This is a genomic window from Paenibacillus tuaregi, from assembly GCF_900086655.1.
GTDB lineage: Bacteria > Bacillota > Bacilli > Paenibacillales > Paenibacillaceae > Fontibacillus > Fontibacillus tuaregi.
Genome location: NZ_LT575476.1, coordinates 1,569,317 through 1,588,727, shown reverse-complemented (window position 1 = coordinate 1,588,727; position 19,411 = coordinate 1,569,317). Strand labels below are relative to the sequence as shown.

The 19,411-nt window shown below is 51.0% G+C and carries 18 protein-coding genes; 8 read left to right on the top strand and 10 right to left on the bottom strand.

The genetic code is table 11. The features are described 5' to 3' along the window. Window positions 1–1,425 (bottom strand): ABC transporter substrate-binding protein, encoded by a 1,425-nt coding sequence (locus BN6628_RS07305; protein ID WP_148449264.1) that lies wholly within the window; start codon window positions 1,423–1,425, stop codon window positions 1–3. Between the two features lie 297 nt (window positions 1,426–1,722). Between BN6628_RS07305 and BN6628_RS07300 the strand changes: the two genes are divergently transcribed. From BN6628_RS07300 to BN6628_RS07290, 3 genes are all read left to right on the top strand, one after another. Next, a complete protein-coding gene (locus tag BN6628_RS07300) occupies window positions 1,723–3,519 on the top strand; it encodes a cache domain-containing sensor histidine kinase (RefSeq protein ID WP_068616023.1) in 1,797 nt (598 codons plus the stop codon). Window positions 3,520–3,524: 5 nt separating this feature from the next. Beyond that, entirely contained in the window at window positions 3,525–5,156 is a 1,632-nt protein-coding gene (locus BN6628_RS07295) for a response regulator transcription factor (protein ID WP_068616021.1), read from the top strand. A gap of 73 nt (window positions 5,157–5,229) precedes the next feature. Next, window positions 5,230–5,412, top strand: coding sequence for a hypothetical protein (locus tag BN6628_RS07290; protein ID WP_068616019.1), 183 nt, complete (start codon window positions 5,230–5,232; stop codon window positions 5,410–5,412). Between the two features lie 22 nt (window positions 5,413–5,434). On the opposite strand, the gene BN6628_RS07285 is transcribed toward BN6628_RS07290, so the two are convergent. The 6 genes from BN6628_RS07285 to BN6628_RS07260 form a co-directional block, all read right to left on the bottom strand. After that, window positions 5,435–6,814, bottom strand: a complete 1,380-nt coding sequence (locus tag BN6628_RS07285) for a sensor histidine kinase (protein WP_068616018.1) — start codon at window positions 6,812–6,814, stop codon at window positions 5,435–5,437. Then, on the bottom strand, window positions 6,811–7,488 hold the full coding sequence (locus BN6628_RS07280) for a response regulator transcription factor (RefSeq protein WP_068616015.1): 678 nt from the start codon (window positions 7,486–7,488) through the stop codon (window positions 6,811–6,813). The genes BN6628_RS07285 and BN6628_RS07280 overlap by 4 nt, the downstream gene beginning before the upstream one ends. A gap of 24 nt (window positions 7,489–7,512) precedes the next feature. Then, window positions 7,513–9,450, bottom strand: coding sequence for a serine hydrolase domain-containing protein (locus BN6628_RS07275; RefSeq protein ID WP_068616013.1), 1,938 nt, complete (start codon window positions 9,448–9,450; stop codon window positions 7,513–7,515). Window positions 9,451–9,830: 380 nt separating this feature from the next. Beyond that, window positions 9,831–10,835, bottom strand: coding sequence for a GTP 3',8-cyclase MoaA (gene moaA / locus BN6628_RS07270; protein WP_068616011.1), 1,005 nt, complete (start codon window positions 10,833–10,835; stop codon window positions 9,831–9,833). Window positions 10,836–10,875: 40 nt separating this feature from the next. Beyond that, entirely contained in the window at window positions 10,876–11,697 is an 822-nt protein-coding gene (fdhD, locus tag BN6628_RS07265; protein ID WP_068616010.1) for a formate dehydrogenase accessory sulfurtransferase FdhD, read from the bottom strand. An 8-nt stretch (window positions 11,698–11,705) separates the two neighbouring features. Further along, window positions 11,706–12,053, bottom strand: coding sequence for a Na-translocating system protein MpsC family protein (locus BN6628_RS07260; RefSeq protein ID WP_068622060.1), 348 nt, complete (start codon window positions 12,051–12,053; stop codon window positions 11,706–11,708). Window positions 12,054–12,384: 331 nt separating this feature from the next. On the opposite strand from BN6628_RS07260, the gene fdhF reads away from it, so the two are divergent. Both fdhF and BN6628_RS07250 read left to right on the top strand, forming a co-directional pair. Continuing rightward, the gene (fdhF, locus tag BN6628_RS07255; protein ID WP_068616008.1) at window positions 12,385–15,321 is read left to right on the top strand and encodes a formate dehydrogenase subunit alpha; all 2,937 of its coding nucleotides are present in this window, start codon (window positions 12,385–12,387) and stop codon (window positions 15,319–15,321) included. Between the two features lie 20 nt (window positions 15,322–15,341). Then, window positions 15,342–15,830 (top strand): helical membrane plugin domain-containing protein, encoded by a 489-nt coding sequence (locus BN6628_RS07250; RefSeq protein WP_068616006.1) that lies wholly within the window; start codon window positions 15,342–15,344, stop codon window positions 15,828–15,830. Between the two features lie 195 nt (window positions 15,831–16,025). Here the strand turns inward: BN6628_RS07250 and BN6628_RS07245 are convergent, their stop codons facing one another. Next, window positions 16,026–16,373, bottom strand: coding sequence for a hypothetical protein (locus tag BN6628_RS07245; RefSeq protein WP_068616004.1), 348 nt, complete (start codon window positions 16,371–16,373; stop codon window positions 16,026–16,028). A 171-nt stretch (window positions 16,374–16,544) separates the two neighbouring features. On the opposite strand from BN6628_RS07245, the gene BN6628_RS07240 reads away from it, so the two are divergent. Beyond that, window positions 16,545–17,405: an SDR family oxidoreductase gene (locus BN6628_RS07240; RefSeq protein WP_068616002.1), complete on the top strand. Its 861-nt coding sequence runs from the start codon at window positions 16,545–16,547 to the stop codon at window positions 17,403–17,405. Between the two features lie 138 nt (window positions 17,406–17,543). Next, complete coding sequence (locus BN6628_RS25540; protein WP_082926829.1) at window positions 17,544–17,759, top strand: hypothetical protein; 216 nt, start codon at window positions 17,544–17,546, stop codon at window positions 17,757–17,759. A 487-nt stretch (window positions 17,760–18,246) separates the two neighbouring features. Here BN6628_RS25540 and BN6628_RS07235 read toward each other — a convergent pair whose 3' ends face one another. After that, window positions 18,247–18,573 (bottom strand): SCP2 sterol-binding domain-containing protein, encoded by a 327-nt coding sequence (locus tag BN6628_RS07235; protein WP_068616000.1) that lies wholly within the window; start codon window positions 18,571–18,573, stop codon window positions 18,247–18,249. Then, a complete protein-coding gene (locus BN6628_RS07230; protein ID WP_068615998.1) occupies window positions 18,563–19,030 on the bottom strand; it encodes a PaaI family thioesterase in 468 nt (155 codons plus the stop codon). The genes BN6628_RS07235 and BN6628_RS07230 overlap by 11 nt, the downstream gene beginning before the upstream one ends. Window positions 19,031–19,260: 230 nt before the next feature. Here BN6628_RS07230 and BN6628_RS26805 point away from each other — a divergent pair, with 230 nt between their 5' ends. Next, window positions 19,261–19,386, top strand: a complete 126-nt coding sequence (locus BN6628_RS26805; protein ID WP_262363147.1) for a hypothetical protein — start codon at window positions 19,261–19,263, stop codon at window positions 19,384–19,386. The last annotated feature ends 25 nt before the right edge of the window (window positions 19,387–19,411 follow it).

Here is a 19,411-nt window from a genome sequence, read left to right as displayed (position 1 = left end):
CTACTCCGCCGTCACGTTCATCTCAGCAGCATGATCAATCACCTCAGAGAAGGCTTGCGGAGTCAGCCCTCCGGCAGCCAGCTGCTGAAGCGCGTCATAATAGACCTTCTGCGGCTCGGACCGGAATTTATCCTGGGTGACCGTACCGCTGAAAGACCGGGCATTACTGAATATCTTCATCAGATCCTTCTGAACAGCTGACTCCCGGCCCGTCAGGAACCGGTCATAATTCTGCGCCGGGAAAGTGACCCCGTTCTGCCAGACCTCCCTGGCCCATCCTTCCGGACGAAACATCCATTTCAGGAAACGCATTGCTTCCTCCTTATGTAACGAACGGTTGGATACCGCATAACCGCCCCCGAACCAGGAAGGAAGGTCATGCCTGCTTCCCCTTCCCCCCGTGAGGGCCGGGAGAGCAAACGCCCCGATCTGGTCGCGGACCTGCTCAGGGAACGCCGGGTCGGCGGCCATGCCCATCTCCCAATCGCCCATCATGAACATGGCTGCCCGGCCATGGCCAAACATGCTCCTTGCCATGCCATAATCCAGATTCAAATCGCCGGAGCCGAAGGCCCCCTCTTCAATCCAAGTCTGCATTTTATGGGCGGCTTGACGTACTTCTGGCACCCGGAAGGTTCGGCTTCGTTCCAGCGCATCGGCGTTGGCCTCCCAGGTTCCGCTTATGCGGTGAACCATGGTGTCGAACCAGATGCCAGAGCTCCAAGGCTCCCGTTCATCCATGGCAATCGGCACAATTCCTTTAGACTTGAAAGCACGAACCGCCTTCAGCAGTTCATCTTCTGTGCCAGGGACTTGAAGCCCTGAATCCGCAAACATCTTTTTGTTGTAATAGATCACCCAGAAGTCCGTGTTCCGCGGGAACCCGTATAACTTCCCGCCCGAACTGAAGCTATCCAGTGCGCCTGGCAGGAAGCCAAGCTCAAGCAGCTCATCTCTGCTGAATTCCATCAGCGCATGATTATTAATCAGCGGTTCGAGGTAGTTCATGTTGCCCCAGGCCGAGAAAATATCCGGCAGCTTATTCGCCGCGTTGTACAGCTTGATCTTGTCCTGGTACAGGGTATCCGGTGCCTGGGTCTCCACCTTGATCTCAATGCCCGGGTTCTCCCGCATATATTGATCGATCAGCTTCTGTTCGATCAGCCCCTGTCCGGCCTGGCGGTTCGAGTTATTTGTGAAAAATGTCAGCGTCACCCCTTCTCCATGCTCTCCGGATTTGACATCGCTCTTGTCCTCGATTGCCGACTGCCTTTGTACGGGGCCGCTGCTCTCCAAAGGCGAGGTGCCCTCACAGCCCCAAGTCCCCAGGACCACAGCCAGAATCAGAATCAGAATCAAGCTCAGTACAAAAGTTCTCCTGCTGTCCATCCACATCCACTTCATCACAGACCATCTTCTCTTCACTTTTTTGTTTCCTACCTCATTGTAGGTCGCGACCTTAAAAGGGGTTAGCCGTCATAATTCAGAATTTCTTGTTTGTTTTTCAGGTTCAAGAAAAACTCCTGCACATGAGAACACAGCACTTTTGAGATGCGAAGAACCCAAGATGACCATTTTTCAGGAGTTGTTGTTCATTTTTTAGATCTTAGGGTTACATTTCCTGGACTGGTACTTTTTGCCCTTGTTTAGGGCAGGCCTTCTTTTCTATAGTATTTAGTAATTTTATGAGAGAATTTAACTAAGGGGATGCACTTTGCCGCAATGTCGCCAAAATGGTATTTGAACCTTTCTATCCAGCGTAAGCTTCTGCTCTCCTTCGTTCCGCTGATGCTGATCACCATCAGTTTTACTGGGTTTTTATCCTATCGTATCGCCGCAAATGAAATCGCTTCCAAAATGCAGGTGGAACAAGCCAGCATGGCTAAATCGGTGATGGATCATCTGGATTATATTACTCAGGACGCCATTCATATTTCCGATTACTTGTATCTGTCACCCGATATTCAGGCGCTTCTTTCATCCAGGACGCCTAATGGCGGATATGTGTCCAATACCGGCCTGTTCAATTCGATCAGCAGACTGATGGTTACCAGGCCTTACTTTCAATTTCTGACCATCTATTCCGAGCACTTTCCTCCTATTCAGTTCAACAACAAAGGACTGTCGTCTGCCATCCCTTTTGAGGAATACCGGACAGCATATCACTATGATGCGCTGCTGAAGGAGGATCAGACCGAGCGGTGGAGCATCGAGACCCCAGAGCAGAAGAACACGATCTTTCGCGGGGATTCTCTGAATAAATTGTTAATGACCAAGGTTCTGAAGAATGACGTCTCTCTCAAGCCGGAGGGGGTACTCATCCTGGGGATGGATGAAAAGGAGATTCGGCGGATTTATGATCCGGGCGGGGAGGATGCTACGGTAGTCATTGTCAATGCTGACGGGAGTATCCTGTCGGACAGCCGTGGACAGTGGGCTGGCCAGAGTGTGCGCCAGCTCCCCTTTTTTAAAGAGAAACTGCAATCGGTCCATCAGATCGATACTATTGTGGATCAGGATCAATGGATTTTCACCCGCAACCGCAACCCCATCTCCGGATGGCAGGTGCTCGTGTTCCAGCCCAGGGCCGATCTCTTGCAGCGCTTAAGCCGGATTCAATGGTTAACCGCGCTTGTTCTGCTTGTCACCTTAATGCTGAGTATTCCAGCTTCCTGGTTCTTGGGCAGGGTTATAACGCGGCCATTGTCCACACTGCTCACTTCCATGGGCAAGCTGCAGCAGGGGGACTTTACCCAGAAGGTGAACACCGAAGGGCTGGATGAGATCGGCCGGCTCGGCCAGGGATACAATGTAATGGTGCACAAGATCAGGGAGCTGATTGATGAGGGGTACAGCTCCGAGATTCGCAGGCAGGACGCGGAGCTTAAGCTGCTCCAATCGCAAATTAATCCGCATTTTCTGTACAATACACTGAATACCATTGCCTGGACCGCTCAAAAAAACGGGGATGACCAGGTAGCCGACATGATCTATTCCCTCTCAAGCATCTTCAAGATCAGCCTGAATCAAGGCAATGACATGATCGAGCTTCATAAGGAGATGGAGCTTGCCGAGCACTATTTATTCCTGCAGCAAATGAGATTTGCCCGCAGGCTGACCTATGAACTGGACGTGGCTCCCGAGGCCAGAGACATACGTATCCCTAAACTAATTGTGCAGCCGCTGATTGAAAATGCGATTGTTCACGGTATAGAGCCGCTGCCTAGTGAAGAAGGTATGATTCTGATCCGTGCCTCGCTCCTGCCAGGGAAGCCAGATTGGCTTGAAGTAGAAGTCACCGATAACGGTGTCGGGATACCCGAACAGAAGCTGGCAGAGATTACTGAACAGCTCCAGCCAACACCGGTGCTTGGTCCCGGAACCTCTGACAGCTTTGCCCTGGTAAATATCATGAATCGCATTCGGCTGATCTTCGGAAATGAAGCCGAGCTGAACATCCACAGTGTGGAGAATTCCGGAACCCGTGCGACTCTGCGTCTTCCGATACCAAGGAGGTAGCTCAAATGCTCAATCTGCTCGTCATTGAAGATGAAACAACGACCCGCGAGGGGCTCCTGACTATGATTGACTGGGGATCACTCGGGATTCAAATATGCGGCCAGGCTGCGAATGGTCTTGAAGCCTGGGAACTGCTTCAATCCATCCCCGCCGATCTGCTGCTGTCCGACATCCGAATGCCTATGATGGATGGTCTTCAGCTCGTCGAGAAGCTCAAGGAGCACGGAATGGATGTCTCGTGCGTGCTCCTGACGGGTTATGGGGACTTCGAGTATGCGCAGAAGGCGCTCCGTCTAGGTGTCGAGGATTATATTATCAAGCCATGCCATCCCCGGGAAATCGCAGCGGTATTCCGAAAGACAGTTACCCGCTTGCTTGAGAGAAGACAGACGGAAGATGCAGTCTCAGGAATCCGGCGTCAGCTGGAGCAGAGTCTGCCTGTGGTCAAATCCCAGACGATCCGGCAATGGCTGACGGTGCCGAAGCAGTATGGAGAAGACCGGCTCTCTCTGGCTAAACAGCTGGGCATCGCCATTCTCACCCGAAATGTGATTCTCATCGCCATACGTCCAGATGGCAAAGCCATGCAGAAGCTGGGTTATAGCGAGAGTGATATGCAGCTTATCCATTTTGCAGCTGCGGACATCGTTCGCGAGACTCTCAGCCAGATTCTCCGTCAGCTTATTGAGGTGATCCGAAGTCAGGATATGATTATCGCCCTGTGTAACGGAACCCATGATCTGATACAGGATAAGCTCCAGGCTGGGGTAGTCCAGCTTCAGTGCAATCTGGAAAGTTACTTGAAATTATCAGTCAGCGTAGGGATCAGTGACGTGCATCCGAATCTGGACAGCCTCGCAGAAGCATACGGGGAAGCATTACAAGCTCTGGAGCGCCGGTTCTATCAGGGGGAAGGAGGAATCTACCGCTACACTGAAATCAGCACTGCCGAATCTGGGGAAGCTTCGAAATCCTTAGCCATACTGGTCGGACTGGAGCAGTCTTTGATTGAGCATTTGAGCAGGGGGTTATTTGCGGAGGGAATCCGGTGTGCCGAAGATTGGCTGGGGCATCTGCAAACGGGCCAATCTTTGACCCGAAGTGAGATTAATCTTCAGGCTCTTTCCCTGCTGGCCCGAATCATCCAACTTGCCAAGGATCTTCCGGACAGTGGGAGTCCTTCCGGCGTATCCAGGCTTGTGGGGCTGGCCGGACAGATTGAACACATGGACACCCTGGAGGAAATTTCGGGCCTAATATTCCGCGTGATCCGTCAATTGGCGGAGCTGATGAATCCGCAGAAGATTCAGCCCCGCAAAATTCAGCAGGCCGTCGAGTACATTAATGAGCACTACAATTCTCCCTCCCTTTCTCTTGGAAGTGTAGCCCGGGATTTGTTTGTCTCCAGCACCTACCTGTCAACCTTGTTTAAACAGGACCTTGGTGTTAATTTCCTCGATTATGTTCACCAATTCCGGGTGGAACGCGCCAAAGCTAAGCTTCAGTCCAGTGACAGCAAGGTCCAGACCATAGCCCGGGAGGTTGGTTACAGCGATGAGGCCCATTTTACAAGAACGTTCAAGAAATGGACCGGACTCTCCCCTTCCCAATACCGCAAGGAAGTGATAGGTCCATGATTGGGCCGACCCAAATCAGGGGAAATATAAGCATGGAGTAAACAATTGATCCACAGTAGGGGAGGGTGTAACCATGAGTGACCATGTAACGCATCAAGAGGATGAGGATCTGGTAACCCAACGGGACATTGACAAGGACAGCGGGATGTTCGTTGAAGGTTCTTACCCGGACAGCGTGAAAATTCCTGATCGGTTAGCTCATGAGCGGCCGGATGGCACACGTCCATCGATAGAGGAATCAGAGGGGAACCGCTAACCAAGCCAAAGGCCATGAATCTCTATCCGGGTAGGGATTCATGGCCTTTATGTGTGTTCATGACTTCCATATTTAACTCAGACTCCAGCCATGGAAGCACCACTGTAAACGTTGTTCCTTCACCTTCAACACTCTGCACGGTTATGGAGCCGCGGCATAGCTCCGTCACCCGCTTCACAATCGCCAGACCAAGCCCGTTCCCTTCCCTGGCATGTGAACCTTCAGCCTGGAAAAAGGCTTCAAATATGCGCTCCCTCACAGGCTCCGGAATCCCGCTGCCTTCATCTTCAATGCTAATACGGACGCTTTGCTCTAGTGAGGTTAATCTGATAGAAATGCAGCTTCCATAACCCGAGAATTTGATCGCATTGCTGATCAGATTAATCCAAATTTGCTGGATCAGTTCCTCGTCACCCAAGTATATCGTCTTGGGCAGCTCAAGCTCGAAATCCAGCTCCTTCTGCTGCCATTCCTTCTCCAGCAGCAGAATTGTCTTGCGGATCTGCTCATCCAAGGCAAAGGAAGATCTTTGGGTGATCATCGTCTGATTCTCCACCCTGGACAGCTTCAGAATGTTGGAGGACAGCTTGGTCAGCCGCTCCGTTTCTTCGATAATGACGCCCGTATATTCCAGAAATTTGTCCCTTGGCAGAGATTCTGCCTGGATTAGCTGGGCAAACCCATGGATCGAAGAAATTGGCGTCTTGAATTCATGAGAGACACTGCTCACAAAGTCTTTTCGCAAGTATTCAATATGCTTCAGCTCTTGGACCATCCGGTTGAAATACTGGGCAAGCAGAGCGACCTCGTCCCTGCCCTTGTATGGAACCTGAACGGTGAATTTCCCTTGGGCCACCTCCCGGGTGGCTTCTGTCAACTTTTTCAAAGGCTTCATGATCTGCCGTACGGCAATCAGGATCAGTACAGCTCCAATAATCGCACAATTGATGATTGTATTAACCATCATCTGGGCAACGGGATCGAAATAAGCTCCAACATGGGGAGTCAAGAGCACGTACTGCTCCCGTAGTCTGAACAGGGTGGCGCGAATCTCCCGGTTCTCCCGCTGCGTGCTTACATAGATGCTTTGCCCCGTTTGAAGCAACTTCAGCTGTTTGGCATCCAATGTAACCGGAATATCCTGAACCCGGTAGTAGGCATCCGTCTGATAAAACGAAGTCCTGCTAAGCCGGATAATCTCCTCCGCCTCCAAATTGGTTTTCTCTGCAAGCTGCTTAATCAACCCCGATTCCGTCATCAACTGGGTCTCCATATCTTTGATCACTTTATCGAAATAGAAATTGATTGCAAACGTAAAGGCAAGCTGACAAGAACCAATCAGGATGCCCATAAAGATCAGAACCAGCTTGAGACGGATGGATGTAAAGCCAAGCCTCCTCATCCCCGCTTCTCCGCCTTGTACCCCAGACCCCGGACCGTCACAATCCGAAAAGGGCTCATCGGCTCCAGCTTCTCCCGAATCCGCTTGACATGAACATCAACCGTGCGCTCATCAGCCTCCGAATCCAGCCCCCATATCTCGTCCATCAGCTGCTGCCTAGTGAAGATTTTCCCCGGATAGCTCAGCAGCTTGAACAGCAGGTAGAATTCTTTCTTGGGCAGCTCAACAATCTGATCATGACCTAAGGATACCGTCAAGGTGTCATAGTCCAGAATGCTGTCGCCGATGACAATCCGGTGCTCACTTGCGATCTTTGCTCTTCTGAGCAGGGCAGCTACCCGCAGCAGCATTTCTTTCGTATCGAGCGGCTTCACCATATAATCATCGGTCCCGGCCATAAAACCTTCGCGTTTATCCTCATATTCTTCCTTAGCGGTTACCATCAGAATCGGAAAATGGTAATTAGCTTCCCGCAGCCGCCGGGTTAGCTCATAACCGTCCATTTCAGGCATCATGATATCGCTAATCATCAGGTCCACCTGGCTGCTCTCCAAATGACGCAGCGCTTCTGAACTGTTCGCCGCCTGGAGAACCTGATAATTGTCCTGTTCCAGCGAAGCGGCAATCAATTTTCTGAGATTTTTATCGTCCTCAACCACAAGCACACGAATCATAGAGATCTCCATTTCATAAGACAGTTAATGAATTAAGTGGAAAAAATGCCAGTTCAAAAGCAGGATTAGATAACTATTAATGATTACAGCTGTAATAATTTGTAGGGATGACAGGTGTTTGGATTGCGCACTCTTCCTGCCTCTGTAAACCGAATAGACCAACAGCAGATCTGCAAGTACAGCTAGTATCCAGTTTATCACAATTCCAGTATTTAACTGTGCAGCCGTCACATCTTGATTAAACATCACATTCGCAAGCAGAATCAGGACATTGATGACGATAATACTGCCGCATAGAATGACACCTTGAATCAGCCGTTCTACCGGACTGGACGACCCTCTTCCTTTTCTTTTACGAAGGAACCATCTTACGAGCAGAACAAGAGGGGCAATCAGGAAGAACAGCATGTCAGTCACAGCAATCGCCGCATAAGCAAGAAGTGCCGGGACAGCGCGGCCTGAACCAAGCGGAACAATATCTGTCGCCCTGCCCTTGCTGAGCCGAACCACCTTCCCGTTCTGCATTTCCGCATAAAGCTCGGGTGCGAGCTTCTGAAGCCGCGGTTCGGCACCCGGGTTCAGTCTATATACCTGAGGGGCGACCTGTGTGTATTCACCTGACAATCCCATTACGTTAATGACAAGATCATGTTCCCCCTTCGCCTCAAGCTTCACCAGCCCCAGGTAACTCATGAATTCCTGTATCGTGGAAAATGTGTTCTGTGCAATTACATAGCTGCCGGCCACCTCGCTTGACTTCTGCAAGTTCTCACCTGATGCTGTAGTCTCCCGCTTAGGGGTTTTGGTGAGGAGATCAATCACCCCTGAAGTTAAACTCTGCTCCACTTCAGCATTGGTCAGCACAACAACCCCCAGCTGTTCATCAGGCACTACCGCAAAATCGCTTGAAAAACCCATCGTATTCCCACTATGTCCTACCGCATGCGGCTTGGTGTTGTATTCCCAGAATCCGTGCGCGTTGCCGAGGAAATCCTTATACGGAGTATAGCTCTGGGACAACATGATCCCGAGCGTCTCCGGCTTGACGAATAGCGGACTGTGCCCGGAGGTTAACGCCTGGGCAAAACGCCCCAAATCTTCTGCTGTTCCCTGCATGGCTCCAGCCGGATATAACGGAATATAGTATTGATCTCTCGGCTCAAAGCCTCCACGTTCAGCAGATACATATCCCGTCGCTTGTGCGCGGGCCAAATCCGGATGATCCTTAAGTGTAGGGTGACCAGACGTATGGTTCATCCCAAGCGGGCGCAAAACCCGGTTCATTTCATAATCAGAGAAGCTGTGCCCGCTCACCTTCTCCACCGCAAAGGCTGCAAGCGCTGTGGAGTAATTGGAATACGCCATCACTTTTCCAGGTTCAAAGACCTGGGCGGGCTGAACGGATAACAAGGTCTCTTCCAGGGACATCAGCTTCTCGGGGGACTTTAAAAACAAGCCTAGCGGATGCTGTTCAAAACCAGCAGTATGACTCATCATATCGAGCATCGTAACCGGCTTGTCATAACGCAGTTTATCCGCGAATTGTTTCGGGAAATATGCCTTGACGTCTTGGTCCAGCTTCATCTTTCCCTGCTCCACAAGCTGCATTACCGAGGTCCAGACAAACATCTTATTAATCGAACCATAGTTAAACACCGTCGTGGCAGGGTCAACAGGAATTTGTTTCTCCACATTGGCGTAACCATACCCCTTGGAGAAAATCACTTTGCCCGCCTTGGTTACGACAACGGCGGCCCCTGGACTTGATTTCCCAATATACTTATTCACATACTTGTCGATTTCCTGCCCAAGCTGAGCGTATGGGATGCCTGAAGGCGTTCGTTCCATATGGATGCCCTCCGCCGCATTAGCCGGGGACGCAAGAGCTGGGGATGCAAAGACCGCAATTAGCACCACACTCAGCAAAAAACTAGCCATTTGATTCCGAAATCTTGTGTTCATCTTAACTTTCCTCCTGATTATAGCCATTCTGGATAAGTGCAGGCTTTCATTTGATGACTGAAGTATATCGGAGGAAAATGAACTGATTATGAACTTTCGGGCATGTTCTGAGCAGAACAAAAAAACCGCCATGAGCCCATCCTGCTTGCCGGCTTGTGCCGCCGCAGAATGGTTCCATGCCGGTTACCTATATACAATGAACTTATGAAAGTTACCCTATTCGAAGCGCTGCGATTCCGAGTGTTCTTTAAGGCCGCTGTTGTCTCCGAAATGCTTGAACTAGATATCCAAGTAGGGGCATTTCGAAAGACAAAGGCGGACGCTCCGCTCCTTCAGAATCGCTCGTCCTCTCCGCTGAGATCGGGACGGACTCAGCAAGATTATCCACCGATATGGGACATCTCAACGCGGGGCTCGTCCCCACCCTGAGTTCCCCGGTCGAGCGAATACTTATCGTGACGGTGTTCCCAAATTCCCCGGACATAGTCTGCAATCTCTTCATCCGTCTGTCCGGCTCTAAGCCGTTCCCGCAGATCATAACCCTTCGAGGCGAAAAGGCAGGTATACAGCTTTCCTTCAGCAGACAGTCTGGCCCGGGTGCAGGAGGAGCAAAAAGCATCCGTCACCGAAGAGATGATGCCGATCTCCCCTTTCCCATCCAGGAACCGGTATCTGGTAGCCACCTCCCCTGGATAATTAGGCGCGAGCGGCTCAAGCGGCCATTCCTCTCCGATCTGCTTCAGCAGCTCCTGCTTGCCTACCACATGCTCCCGGTTCCAGCCGTTGGAATTGCCGACATCCATATATTCCACCATCCGCAGAATGATACCCTGTTCCCGGAAATATTCCACCATGGGAAGAACCGCGTGGTCATTGAACCCTCTCTGGACCACCATATTCACTTTGACCAGAAGCCCCGCCTGTTTAGCTGCCTCGATTCCATTTAGAATGGGCTTCACCTTCGACCGTCCCCCGTTCATGTACATGAACGTCTCATCGTCCAGGGAATCCAGACTGACGGTAACCCGCTGAAGGCCAGCTTCTTTCAGCATTGCTGCTTTAGAGGCAAGCAGGCTGCCATTGGTCGTTAGCGACAAATCCTCTGCTCCCTGGATCGCCGCCAATTTTGCTATAATCTCCGGCAGGTCCTTCCGCAGCAGCGGCTCTCCCCCGGTAATCCGAAGCTTGCGTACTCCAAGAGAAACGAAGATCTCGGCTGTTCTGCGGATCTCTTCGGCTGTCAGAACACTCTCCTTCGGAAGAAACGCGTAGTCATCATCAAATATTTCAGCAGGCATACAATAGCGGCACCGGAAATTGCAACGGTCGGTTACAGAAATCCGCAGATCCCTCATTATTCTGCCAAGTTCATCGTGGATGGTCATAGAAGTCCCCCCATTCTTCCTTCCGAATAAATTGATCCTATTAGAATACCACTTTGGAAGGGGATTTGTCTGTACAATCTGTAATTCGCTGCGGGTGTGTATATACGTTACAGGAATTATTGCGAATAAAGCCAACCGTTGTAATGCCAAGCTGGTCAGCTAGTTCAAGCGCCAACGCCGTTGGGGCTGATTTGGACAAAATAACTTCACAGCCGATCTTCGATACTTTAAGCAGAATCTCTGAAGAGATGCGGCCGCTGAACACAATGATTTTGTCCTCCAGTTTCATCTCCTGCTTCAAGCAGTAGCCATAAATTTTATCAAGCGCATTATGTCTTCCAATATCGCTTCGTGCGAGCAGTACGTGCTCACGATCACAGAGCGCCGCGCTGTGCACCCCTCCTGTGCGCTGGAACAAATCCGCACCCTGCAGCACCTCGTCCATCAGCCGGAAGATATCTTCGAAACTTAGCGTGACATGAATACCTTCCATCACCTTGGCTGTTCGTGCATCACCGAAGAACACAAAGCCTGCTCTGCTGGCACCACAGCACGAAGTAATATATCTTTTGGTGAACAGTTTCTGCAGCTGCCCGTTCCACCTGTCCGTCTTGACGTGCACAAAGCCCTTCTGCTCCTGCACCCACAGCTCCTGGATATCCTTGTATTCCTTAATTACCCCTTCTGAAGCGAGATAACCGACCGCCATGTCCTCAATATATTCCGGTGAACATACCATAGTGGCTAATTCTTCCCCGTTAACCTTCAGTGTAACCGGATGCTCCGTAACAATCAGATCGTGATCTTGGGTTATGCGCCCCTGCCGATAGCGGATCACACTGCGTTCATGCTGCTGCTCCATCGTGGCCCTCACCCTTGCTCAATCGGATTTTCGAATATAAATACAGATACCGCCATGTCCTCGTCCACCTTCACATCCGTGAATAAATGGACCAGCCTGGAACCACACAATTCCTCCATGCCGTCCGGAACACGATTCGCATACAGCTTCTTAATCATGTGTGTTCTCGCGTTATGCACCATCTGCCTGCCTTCCGGCGTCTGGGCGATAAATTTCTCCGATGGGGTAAAATTCCCATACATCTTCGTAATGGCCATATTCTCAACAAAGGTGGTATGGATTCGTTCGGGCCCTTTCCCGAACGTGTCCTTGCGCACCTTTCGTACAAGGTCATTGAAAGCAGCTTCTTTTCTCATATCGGTCACCTCATCCGTGAGCATCCATTCCTTCATTCTCTTCATTGTAGGCACGAATGGCAAAGAGGTGCAATCTTGTATTTTCCCTGTAGAGGAGTATAATCAATTTAGTCACAAAATTGTCTGAAAATCCCGGATTGATGCATTAGTAGGTCATTGCTAATGAATTACTCCACTTTAAATTTACTGTCCAGCAGGAATGAACAGTGAGTTTGGGGTGGAGTTTTTTTGTGGCCTCGTCCTGCAAAGTGCCGGAATTCAGAGCTATATAGACCGGAAGCCGGGGATTCACTCCGCAGGCCGGTGAAGTATGAATTAAAGGGGTTGTCCAATGAGCGAGCGAATGTTGAGCATTACAATTAACGGGGAATCATATGAAGCCGCCCCCGGTATGACCATCTTGGACGTCATGAATCTGGCCGGAATGCAGCACCCTCAAATCTGTTACGTCCCGGAAGTGGATCCTATCCAGACATGTGATACCTGTATTGTGGAGGTCGATGGCAAGCTGAGCCGGGCCTGCTCCACGAAGGCCGCCAGCGGAATGAACGTGCGGACAGGCACAGATGCCGCAGAGGCGGCAAGGACTGAGGCGATGGACCGCCTGCTGGAGAACCATTTACTGTACTGCACGGTCTGTGATAACAACAATGGAAACTGCAAACTGCACAATACTGCCGAAATGATGGGAATTGAGCATCAGAAATACCCATATCAGCCCAAGGTTGATCCCTCCGGGGTCGATATGTCACATCCGTTCTACCGGTACGATCCGAACCAATGCATCGCCTGCGGACAGTGTGTGGAGGTCTGTCAGAATCTGCAGGTCAATGAGACCCTGTCTATCGACTGGGAAGCAGAACGCCCGCGTGTAATCTGGGATCAGGGCTCCGAGATCAACAACTCCTCCTGTGTCAGCTGCGGGCAGTGTGTCACGATCTGTCCGTGTAATGCGTTGATGGAGAAGTCCATGCTCGGTGAGGCCGGATTTATGACAGGCCTTGGCCAAGATCTGCTGTCCCCTATGATTGAGCTGGTGAAGGAGGTTGAGCCAAGTTACAGCGGAATTTTTGCGGTATCCGAAATTGAAGCGGCCATGCGGGAGACCAGAACCCGCAAGACCAAGACCGTATGCACGTTCTGCGGGGTAGGATGCTCCTTCGAGGTATGGACCAAAGGACGCAAGATTCTGAAGATCCAGCCTTCGCACGATGCTCCGGTCAACGCGATTTCCACTTGTGTCAAAGGCAAATTCGGCTGGGACTTCGTGAATAGCGAAGAGCGGCTGACGGTGCCCCTGATCCGTCAGGGTGATGCTTTTGTGGAAGCAACCTGGGATGAGGCTCTCTCCCTGGTGGCTGAACGTCTTGGCACCATCAAGAGAGAGTTCGGCAGTGACCGTCTTGGATTTATTTCGTCCTCCAAGATTACCAACGAGGAGAATTATGTTATTCAGAAACTGGCTCGTCAGGTATTTGGAACGAACAATATTGATAACTGCTCCCGCTACTGCCAGTCACCGGCTTCAGACGGTCTCATGTCCACGGTGGGCATCGGCGGAGATGCCGGAACGATCCAGGATATCGCTTCCGCTGGACTGGTCATCCTGGTGGGCTGCGCCCCGGCTGAAGGACACCCGGTCCTAGCCTCCCGTATTAAACGGGCGCACAAGCTGCATGGACAGAAGCTGATTGTAGCCGACCTGCGCAAGCATGAAATGGCAGAGCGCTCTGACCTGTTCATCCGGCCGAAGCAGGGAACTGATTTTGTCTGGCTCACCGCGGTCACCAAATATATGATTGACCAAGGCTGGCATGATCCGAGCTTCATAGAAGAGCATGTGAATTTTTATGAGGAATACAGGAATGTGCTGGACAAATATACCCTGGAATTCGCCGAACAGGAGACTGGGCTGTCCCGCGCGGAGCTCATCCGGATTGCCGAAATGATCCGGGATGCCGATGGAACGGCCATCTGCTGGGGGATGGGCGTAACCCAGAACATTGCGGGTTCCCATACGTCTGCGGCCATTTCCAATCTGCTGCTGGCTACCGGCAACTATATGCGTCCCGGAGCAGGAGCTTATCCGCTCAGAGGTCACAATAATGTGCAGGGCGCCTGTGATATGGGTACCCTGCCCCCATGGCTCCCGGGTTACCAGCACGTGTCGAACGATGAAGCCCGCAGACGGTTTGAGGAAGCTTACGGGGCAGCCATCTCCCCTGTTCCTGGTAAGGACAACATCAAGATGCTGAATGATATAGAGACTGGCGAGCTCAAAGGCATGTATCTGGTCGGTGAGGATATGGCATGGGTGGACTCCAACGCCAACCATGTACATGAAGTGCTGTCCAAGCTGGACTTCCTGGTGGTTCAGGATGTCTTCCTGTCCACAACCGCCCAATTCGCGGACGTCATCCTTCCAGCCGCCCCCTCTCTGGAGAAGGACGGAACCTTCTCTAATACGGAGCGGAGAGTACAGCGCCTGTATCAGGTGTTCGAACCGCTGGGCGATTCCAAGCCGGATTGGTGGATCACCTCCCAGATTGCCCGCTATATGGGATTTGATTGGGGATACACCCACCCATCCCAAATCTTTGACGAGATGGCAAGCCTGACCCCGTTCTTCTCCGGCTGCTCATACAATACGCTGGAAGGCTGGGACAGCTTCCATTGGGGATCAGCCTCTGGTGAGAACACCCCACTGCTGTATACAGACGGCTTCTACTTCCCGGACAAGAAGGCCCGCTTCTCTCTGGTCGAATATATTCCCCCAGTGCAGTATCCGTCTGAATTCGACCTTGTCCTTAATAACGGACGCCTGCTGGAGCATTTCCATGAAGGCAATTTGACGAATAAATCCGCAGGGATCAACCGCAAGTTTCCGGATGTCTTCGTAGAGGTGTCGCCCGAGCTAGCGAAGGAACGGGGAGTTGAAGACGGCTCGCTTGTACGGCTGGAGTCCCCTTACGGCGCAATTAAGCTTCGGGTGCTCGTTACCGACCGTGTCCGTGGAAATGAGGTTTATGTGCCAATGCACTCAAGCAGTCATGAGAGTGCGGTCAATCTGCTGACCGGAACTGCTGTCGATGTGCGGACCCACACCCCGGCTTACAAGCAGATGAAAGTCCGCATGCAGGTTCTAAACGTGAAGGGGGTTAACCCGCTCCCGCATACGAATCCGCGTTACAAGGCAAGAAATCCACAGAATGGCGTAGAGGTGCAGCGCAAATGGAACCGCCCGGACTACGTATCTCTGGTGGATTAGAGAGGAGAGGAGCTGATCTTATGGCCAAGCCGATATCCCTGATCCGAAAAAAACTCCTGACCGAGGAGGAACGCCAGGAAGCCACCATCTCCAAGCTGAAACAGCAGCTAGCGGAAAGCAATGAAGCGCTGGAGAAGTCGCTGTCCATTCTAAGAGAGCTTCATGATTCCGGGCTCCTCGAGGCCGCCGAATCCATGCTGAAGGCCAAAGCCAAAATCGCGGAGATTACACTTGGGCAGATCTCCCGCCCGGAAATCACGAATCTGATCAACAACGGAATGGCAGCAGCAGGGGCTCTAACCAGCCTGGAGCCAGAGATGACCACCAAGCTGATGAATGGACTTACAGCGGGCATTCAGGAAGCCCAGTCCCCGGATGAGAACCGAATTAGCATGTTCAGCCTTATGAAATCCTTGCGTGACCCCGATGTTAACCGGGCCGTCCGCTTTGGGCTTCGTTTCCTTAAAGGACTTGGACGGGAGCTGGGATCAGACGGCAAGCAGGACTGACATGGATTGTCCGGATCAAAAATTTATTGCTTACTCATTGCAATGATTAGATTATTTATGACCCGTGAGTAACACAAACAGCCTTTACCCGGCACAATGCCTGGCTAAAGGCTGTTTTATATTTAGAGACAGCTGTATATAAAATGGACTTTAGAATTTACCGTTCTCAGTTCATTTTATATAAATGATTTTATTCTATGTTTTCTCGACATGCAGCAGGGCAGCAGGCTTGACGGTATAAGTATCCTTCAATTGCTCCTCGGATATCACATTTAGTTTAAGCAGACTTGAGATTTTGGCCGAATCCGGTCTTGACGCCAGGCGCCAGAGCTCAGGATCAGGAAGAGCTTGGTACAGCTTGCTTCCATCATATTCTTTGCGCTCCTGATAAACCAGCTTTACCCGGTAATGCCCTATTTCCGCTTGTGTAAGCTGCTGCTCCGTCATATAACCGATAATATCTGCCCTAAGCTCGGTCTGCTCCTGCTCCAAGGACTTCTGCTGCTGTTTAAGCTCATAGTAGCGCGCAATTTTTTTATCCATAACCCGCCTCCTCTTCTGTTCCCAATATATGCGGCGTTTTGGGCGCGCTAGAAGGTTCAAGGTTGAATTTCATGCACCAAATTGTACCTTTAAGATGTTGGCATATATTATACTGGAATTATATTCATTTATATTTGCAGCCCTCACTATATTGATGAAAGAGGATGAGACATGGGACCTTTTCGTAGTGACTTGCTCAAAGACAAAGTCGTTCTGATCACCGGTGGAGGCACTGGGTTAGGGCTTGCTATGGGCCAGAGATTCGCCGAACTTGGCGCACTTCTGGCGATTACAGGCCGCAGGGAAGAAGTGTTGAAGGAAACCTCTGATTCTTTAGTTGCAAGCGGTTACAAATCGTTTTATCAAACCTGCGATGTCCGTGACCCTTCTCAAATTCATGATCTTGTAAATGCGGTTGAGCAGCATTACGGCCATATTGATGTGCTGGTCAACAATGCTGCGGGCAATTTCATCAGCCCGACCGAGCGTCTGTCCCCGCGGGCCGTGGATGCGGTGCTGAACATCGTGCTGCACGGGACTTTCTACACGACCCTAGAGGTCGGAAAACGTTGGATTGAGCAGCAGCGCCCCGGAACCATGCTCAATATTGTAACCACCTACGCCTCAACCGGATCAGGCTTCGTGACCCCGTCCGCAGCGGCCAAGGCGGGGGTGCTCGCCTTAACACGCTCGCTTGCTGTAGAGTGGGCCCCCTATGGAATCCGGCAGGTCGCGGTGGCACCTGGTCCCTTCCCAACCGAGGGGGCATGGTCGCGCCTCTCGCCCACACCGGAGCTGGAGCAGAAGATGCTGGACCGGGTGCCGATGGGCCGGGTAGGTGATCCCGGGGAGCTCTCCAATCTGGCCGCCTACCTCATCTCCGATTATGCGGCTTACATTAATGGCGAAGTCGTCACCATTGACGGAGGTGAATGGCTGCAAGGAGCAGGCCAGTTCAATGACCTGCGGGCGGTGACAGAGGAGCAGTGGGATGTACTCGCCCAGCTGACCCGGAAGAAGAAGCAGGGATAAAGAACATACAAAGCAGGAGATCCGGGGATCTCCTGCTTTTTGTGCCACGTGTATAGCCCATTTCTACTTGGATTAGCACCCAATTCGGGTCACTTGCCATAGCATAATAGTGAAATCGAACCGAAAGGAGCTTCATAAATGAGTCATAATAGAAATGAAATAACCAGGGAGCCGGTTGCCAGTCCATACGGCCATGGCCATGACCATCATGACGGTATGCATCATATGCATTACCCTACTTATCATCCCTATCAGTATTATCCTCATCATCCAGGCCATCATTACCACCACCATCATCACCATTACCACTATCATTATCCGAGTATGCCTGGGCATAAGCCTTATCAGGGTTAAATGGATGGGGCTGGCCCAAAACTCATTTAACCCAGAGAGAATACTTTATCTGTTATAAGGTCGCTGCGGAACGAAGCAATCCTCCAATCGCTCTTGTCCCCGAATATCCTGAATTCAATCTAAGAGGAAAATATATCGGGGACAAATGCGACCGCTACCGCTTTTCCAAAATTGCTTCGTTCTCTCCGCTGCTTCGTGCGTCACCAATAAAAAACACAAAAAGACTCTTTCCTTGGTTAAATAGATATGCAGCCCACCATTTACGAAAAGGGATGATTTCTTTGTCATTCCATATAGACCTTGAAGCCGGATGGCTTTCGATTGCCCATAATTTGCTTCAATAGGCGGCCATAGATCGAAATAAAGAAACAACGGCTCAGGAATAATCTTCTGGGCCGCTGTTTCTTTATATTTTGCATCATAATTTTAGGAAATGCGCTACCGCTTACTTATAGTCAACTTGTTTTGGGACATCTCCTTGTCATCCCTATCCCCGGTAATGCTTCAGGATTTCCTGCAGCTTCAAGGCTAGCCCGAGCTTGCCCTCCACCTTGAGCGAACCGGTCATAAAAGCCACCGTCGTATTCAGATCATTGTTCAACAGCTTGCGCAAATTGCCTTCGGACAGAATCAGTGTGCAGTCTGCGGCTGAATCACTCTTTTCCAAGACACGGACCACGCCATTCTTAAAGTGAACCTGGTAAGTTCCGCCCTCTTTCAAATTGAACTGATATACGGAATCCAATGAGGCCAATGGCTCTGGCCGCTCGTTCATCTCTGTGGCTAATTCCATGAATTCCTCCTTAATCCCCATCCGGCTGCCCTCCTGCTCCCGGATCTCCGGAGATCGGCTTATCCAGTACACGGAAGGTTCCTGTTCCGAAGGCCAGCAAGTCCCCATTCTCCTTATGAGCGTAAGCCTCCGCCGTCATCAGCTTGCGGGTGCTGTGAATGATCCGGGCCGTAACAATAACCCGTCCTTCACTTGTCGATGCCACATAGTTCATGTTCAGATTAATGGTCACCACACTGGATTCCGGCCTGGCCAGCATCAGCACGAGGCCCATGGCAGAGTCAATCACAGAGGCATGAACTCCCCCATGAAGAATCCCCATTAAGTTAAGATGATGCGGCTGGATGTCAAAAGAAACCACGGCCCGCGTGTCATCCAGTTCATCAATCCGGCATCCGAGATAATCCCAGAACGTATTTTGGGCCGCACGGGCAAGCCGTTCCAGGTTCGGAAAATGTTTTGCGGATTCGGCTTCCAAGTTAATGCCCTCCCTTGCAGTAAAGTGTAATGATGCATTATTACCAGGAATGTGAAAGACCGCTTCAGGTAATGGTCTTTCCCGACAGCGGCCGTGCTTCTAATCTTAATACACCACAGGGGCTGATCTGCGAGTGGCATCATCGCTCAAGCTTTCGCCGGTAGAGTTAGGATTCATGTTTACAAGTTATATAAAATGAACTTATGAAAGTTACCTTATGGGGCGCTGCGATGCCGAGTGTTCTTACGACCGCTGTTGTCTCCGAAATGATTGAACTAGATATTCAGTGGGGGCATTTCGGAGACAAAGGCGGACGCTCCGCTTCTTCAGAATCACTCGGGATCGAAGCTGAGTAAGCTTAATTTTTAAAGTTCGTTTTAT

Coding starts and splice junctions, on each gene's coding strand:
- BN6628_RS07250 (WP_068616006.1), top strand. CDS start 15,342: ATGGCCAAGCCGATATCCCTGATCCGAAAAAAACTCCTGACCGAGGAG.
- BN6628_RS07260 (WP_068622060.1), bottom strand. CDS start 12,053: ATGAGAAAAGAAGCTGCTTTCAATGACCTTGTACGAAAGGTGCGCAAG.
- fdhD (WP_068616010.1), bottom strand. CDS start 11,697: ATGGAGCAGCAGCATGAACGCAGTGTGATCCGCTATCGGCAGGGGCGC.
- BN6628_RS07275 (WP_068616013.1), bottom strand. CDS start 9,450: ATGAACACAAGATTTCGGAATCAAATGGCTAGTTTTTTGCTGAGTGTG.
- BN6628_RS26805 (WP_262363147.1), top strand. CDS start 19,261: ATGCCGAGTGTTCTTACGACCGCTGTTGTCTCCGAAATGATTGAACTA.
- BN6628_RS07245 (WP_068616004.1), bottom strand. CDS start 16,373: ATGGATAAAAAAATTGCGCGCTACTATGAGCTTAAACAGCAGCAGAAG.
- BN6628_RS07235 (WP_068616000.1), bottom strand. CDS start 18,573: ATGGGGATTAAGGAGGAATTCATGGAATTAGCCACAGAGATGAACGAG.
- moaA (WP_068616011.1), bottom strand. CDS start 10,835: ATGACCATCCACGATGAACTTGGCAGAATAATGAGGGATCTGCGGATT.
- BN6628_RS07295 (WP_068616021.1), top strand. CDS start 3,525: ATGCTCAATCTGCTCGTCATTGAAGATGAAACAACGACCCGCGAGGGG.
- BN6628_RS07280 (WP_068616015.1), bottom strand. CDS start 7,488: ATGATTCGTGTGCTTGTGGTTGAGGACGATAAAAATCTCAGAAAATTG.
- BN6628_RS07290 (WP_068616019.1), top strand. CDS start 5,230: ATGAGTGACCATGTAACGCATCAAGAGGATGAGGATCTGGTAACCCAA.
- BN6628_RS07300 (WP_068616023.1), top strand. CDS start 1,723: ATGTCGCCAAAATGGTATTTGAACCTTTCTATCCAGCGTAAGCTTCTG.
- fdhF (WP_068616008.1), top strand. CDS start 12,385: ATGAGCGAGCGAATGTTGAGCATTACAATTAACGGGGAATCATATGAA.
- BN6628_RS07240 (WP_068616002.1), top strand. CDS start 16,545: ATGGGACCTTTTCGTAGTGACTTGCTCAAAGACAAAGTCGTTCTGATC.
- BN6628_RS07285 (WP_068616018.1), bottom strand. CDS start 6,814: ATGAGGAGGCTTGGCTTTACATCCATCCGTCTCAAGCTGGTTCTGATC.
- BN6628_RS25540 (WP_082926829.1), top strand. CDS start 17,544: ATGAGTCATAATAGAAATGAAATAACCAGGGAGCCGGTTGCCAGTCCA.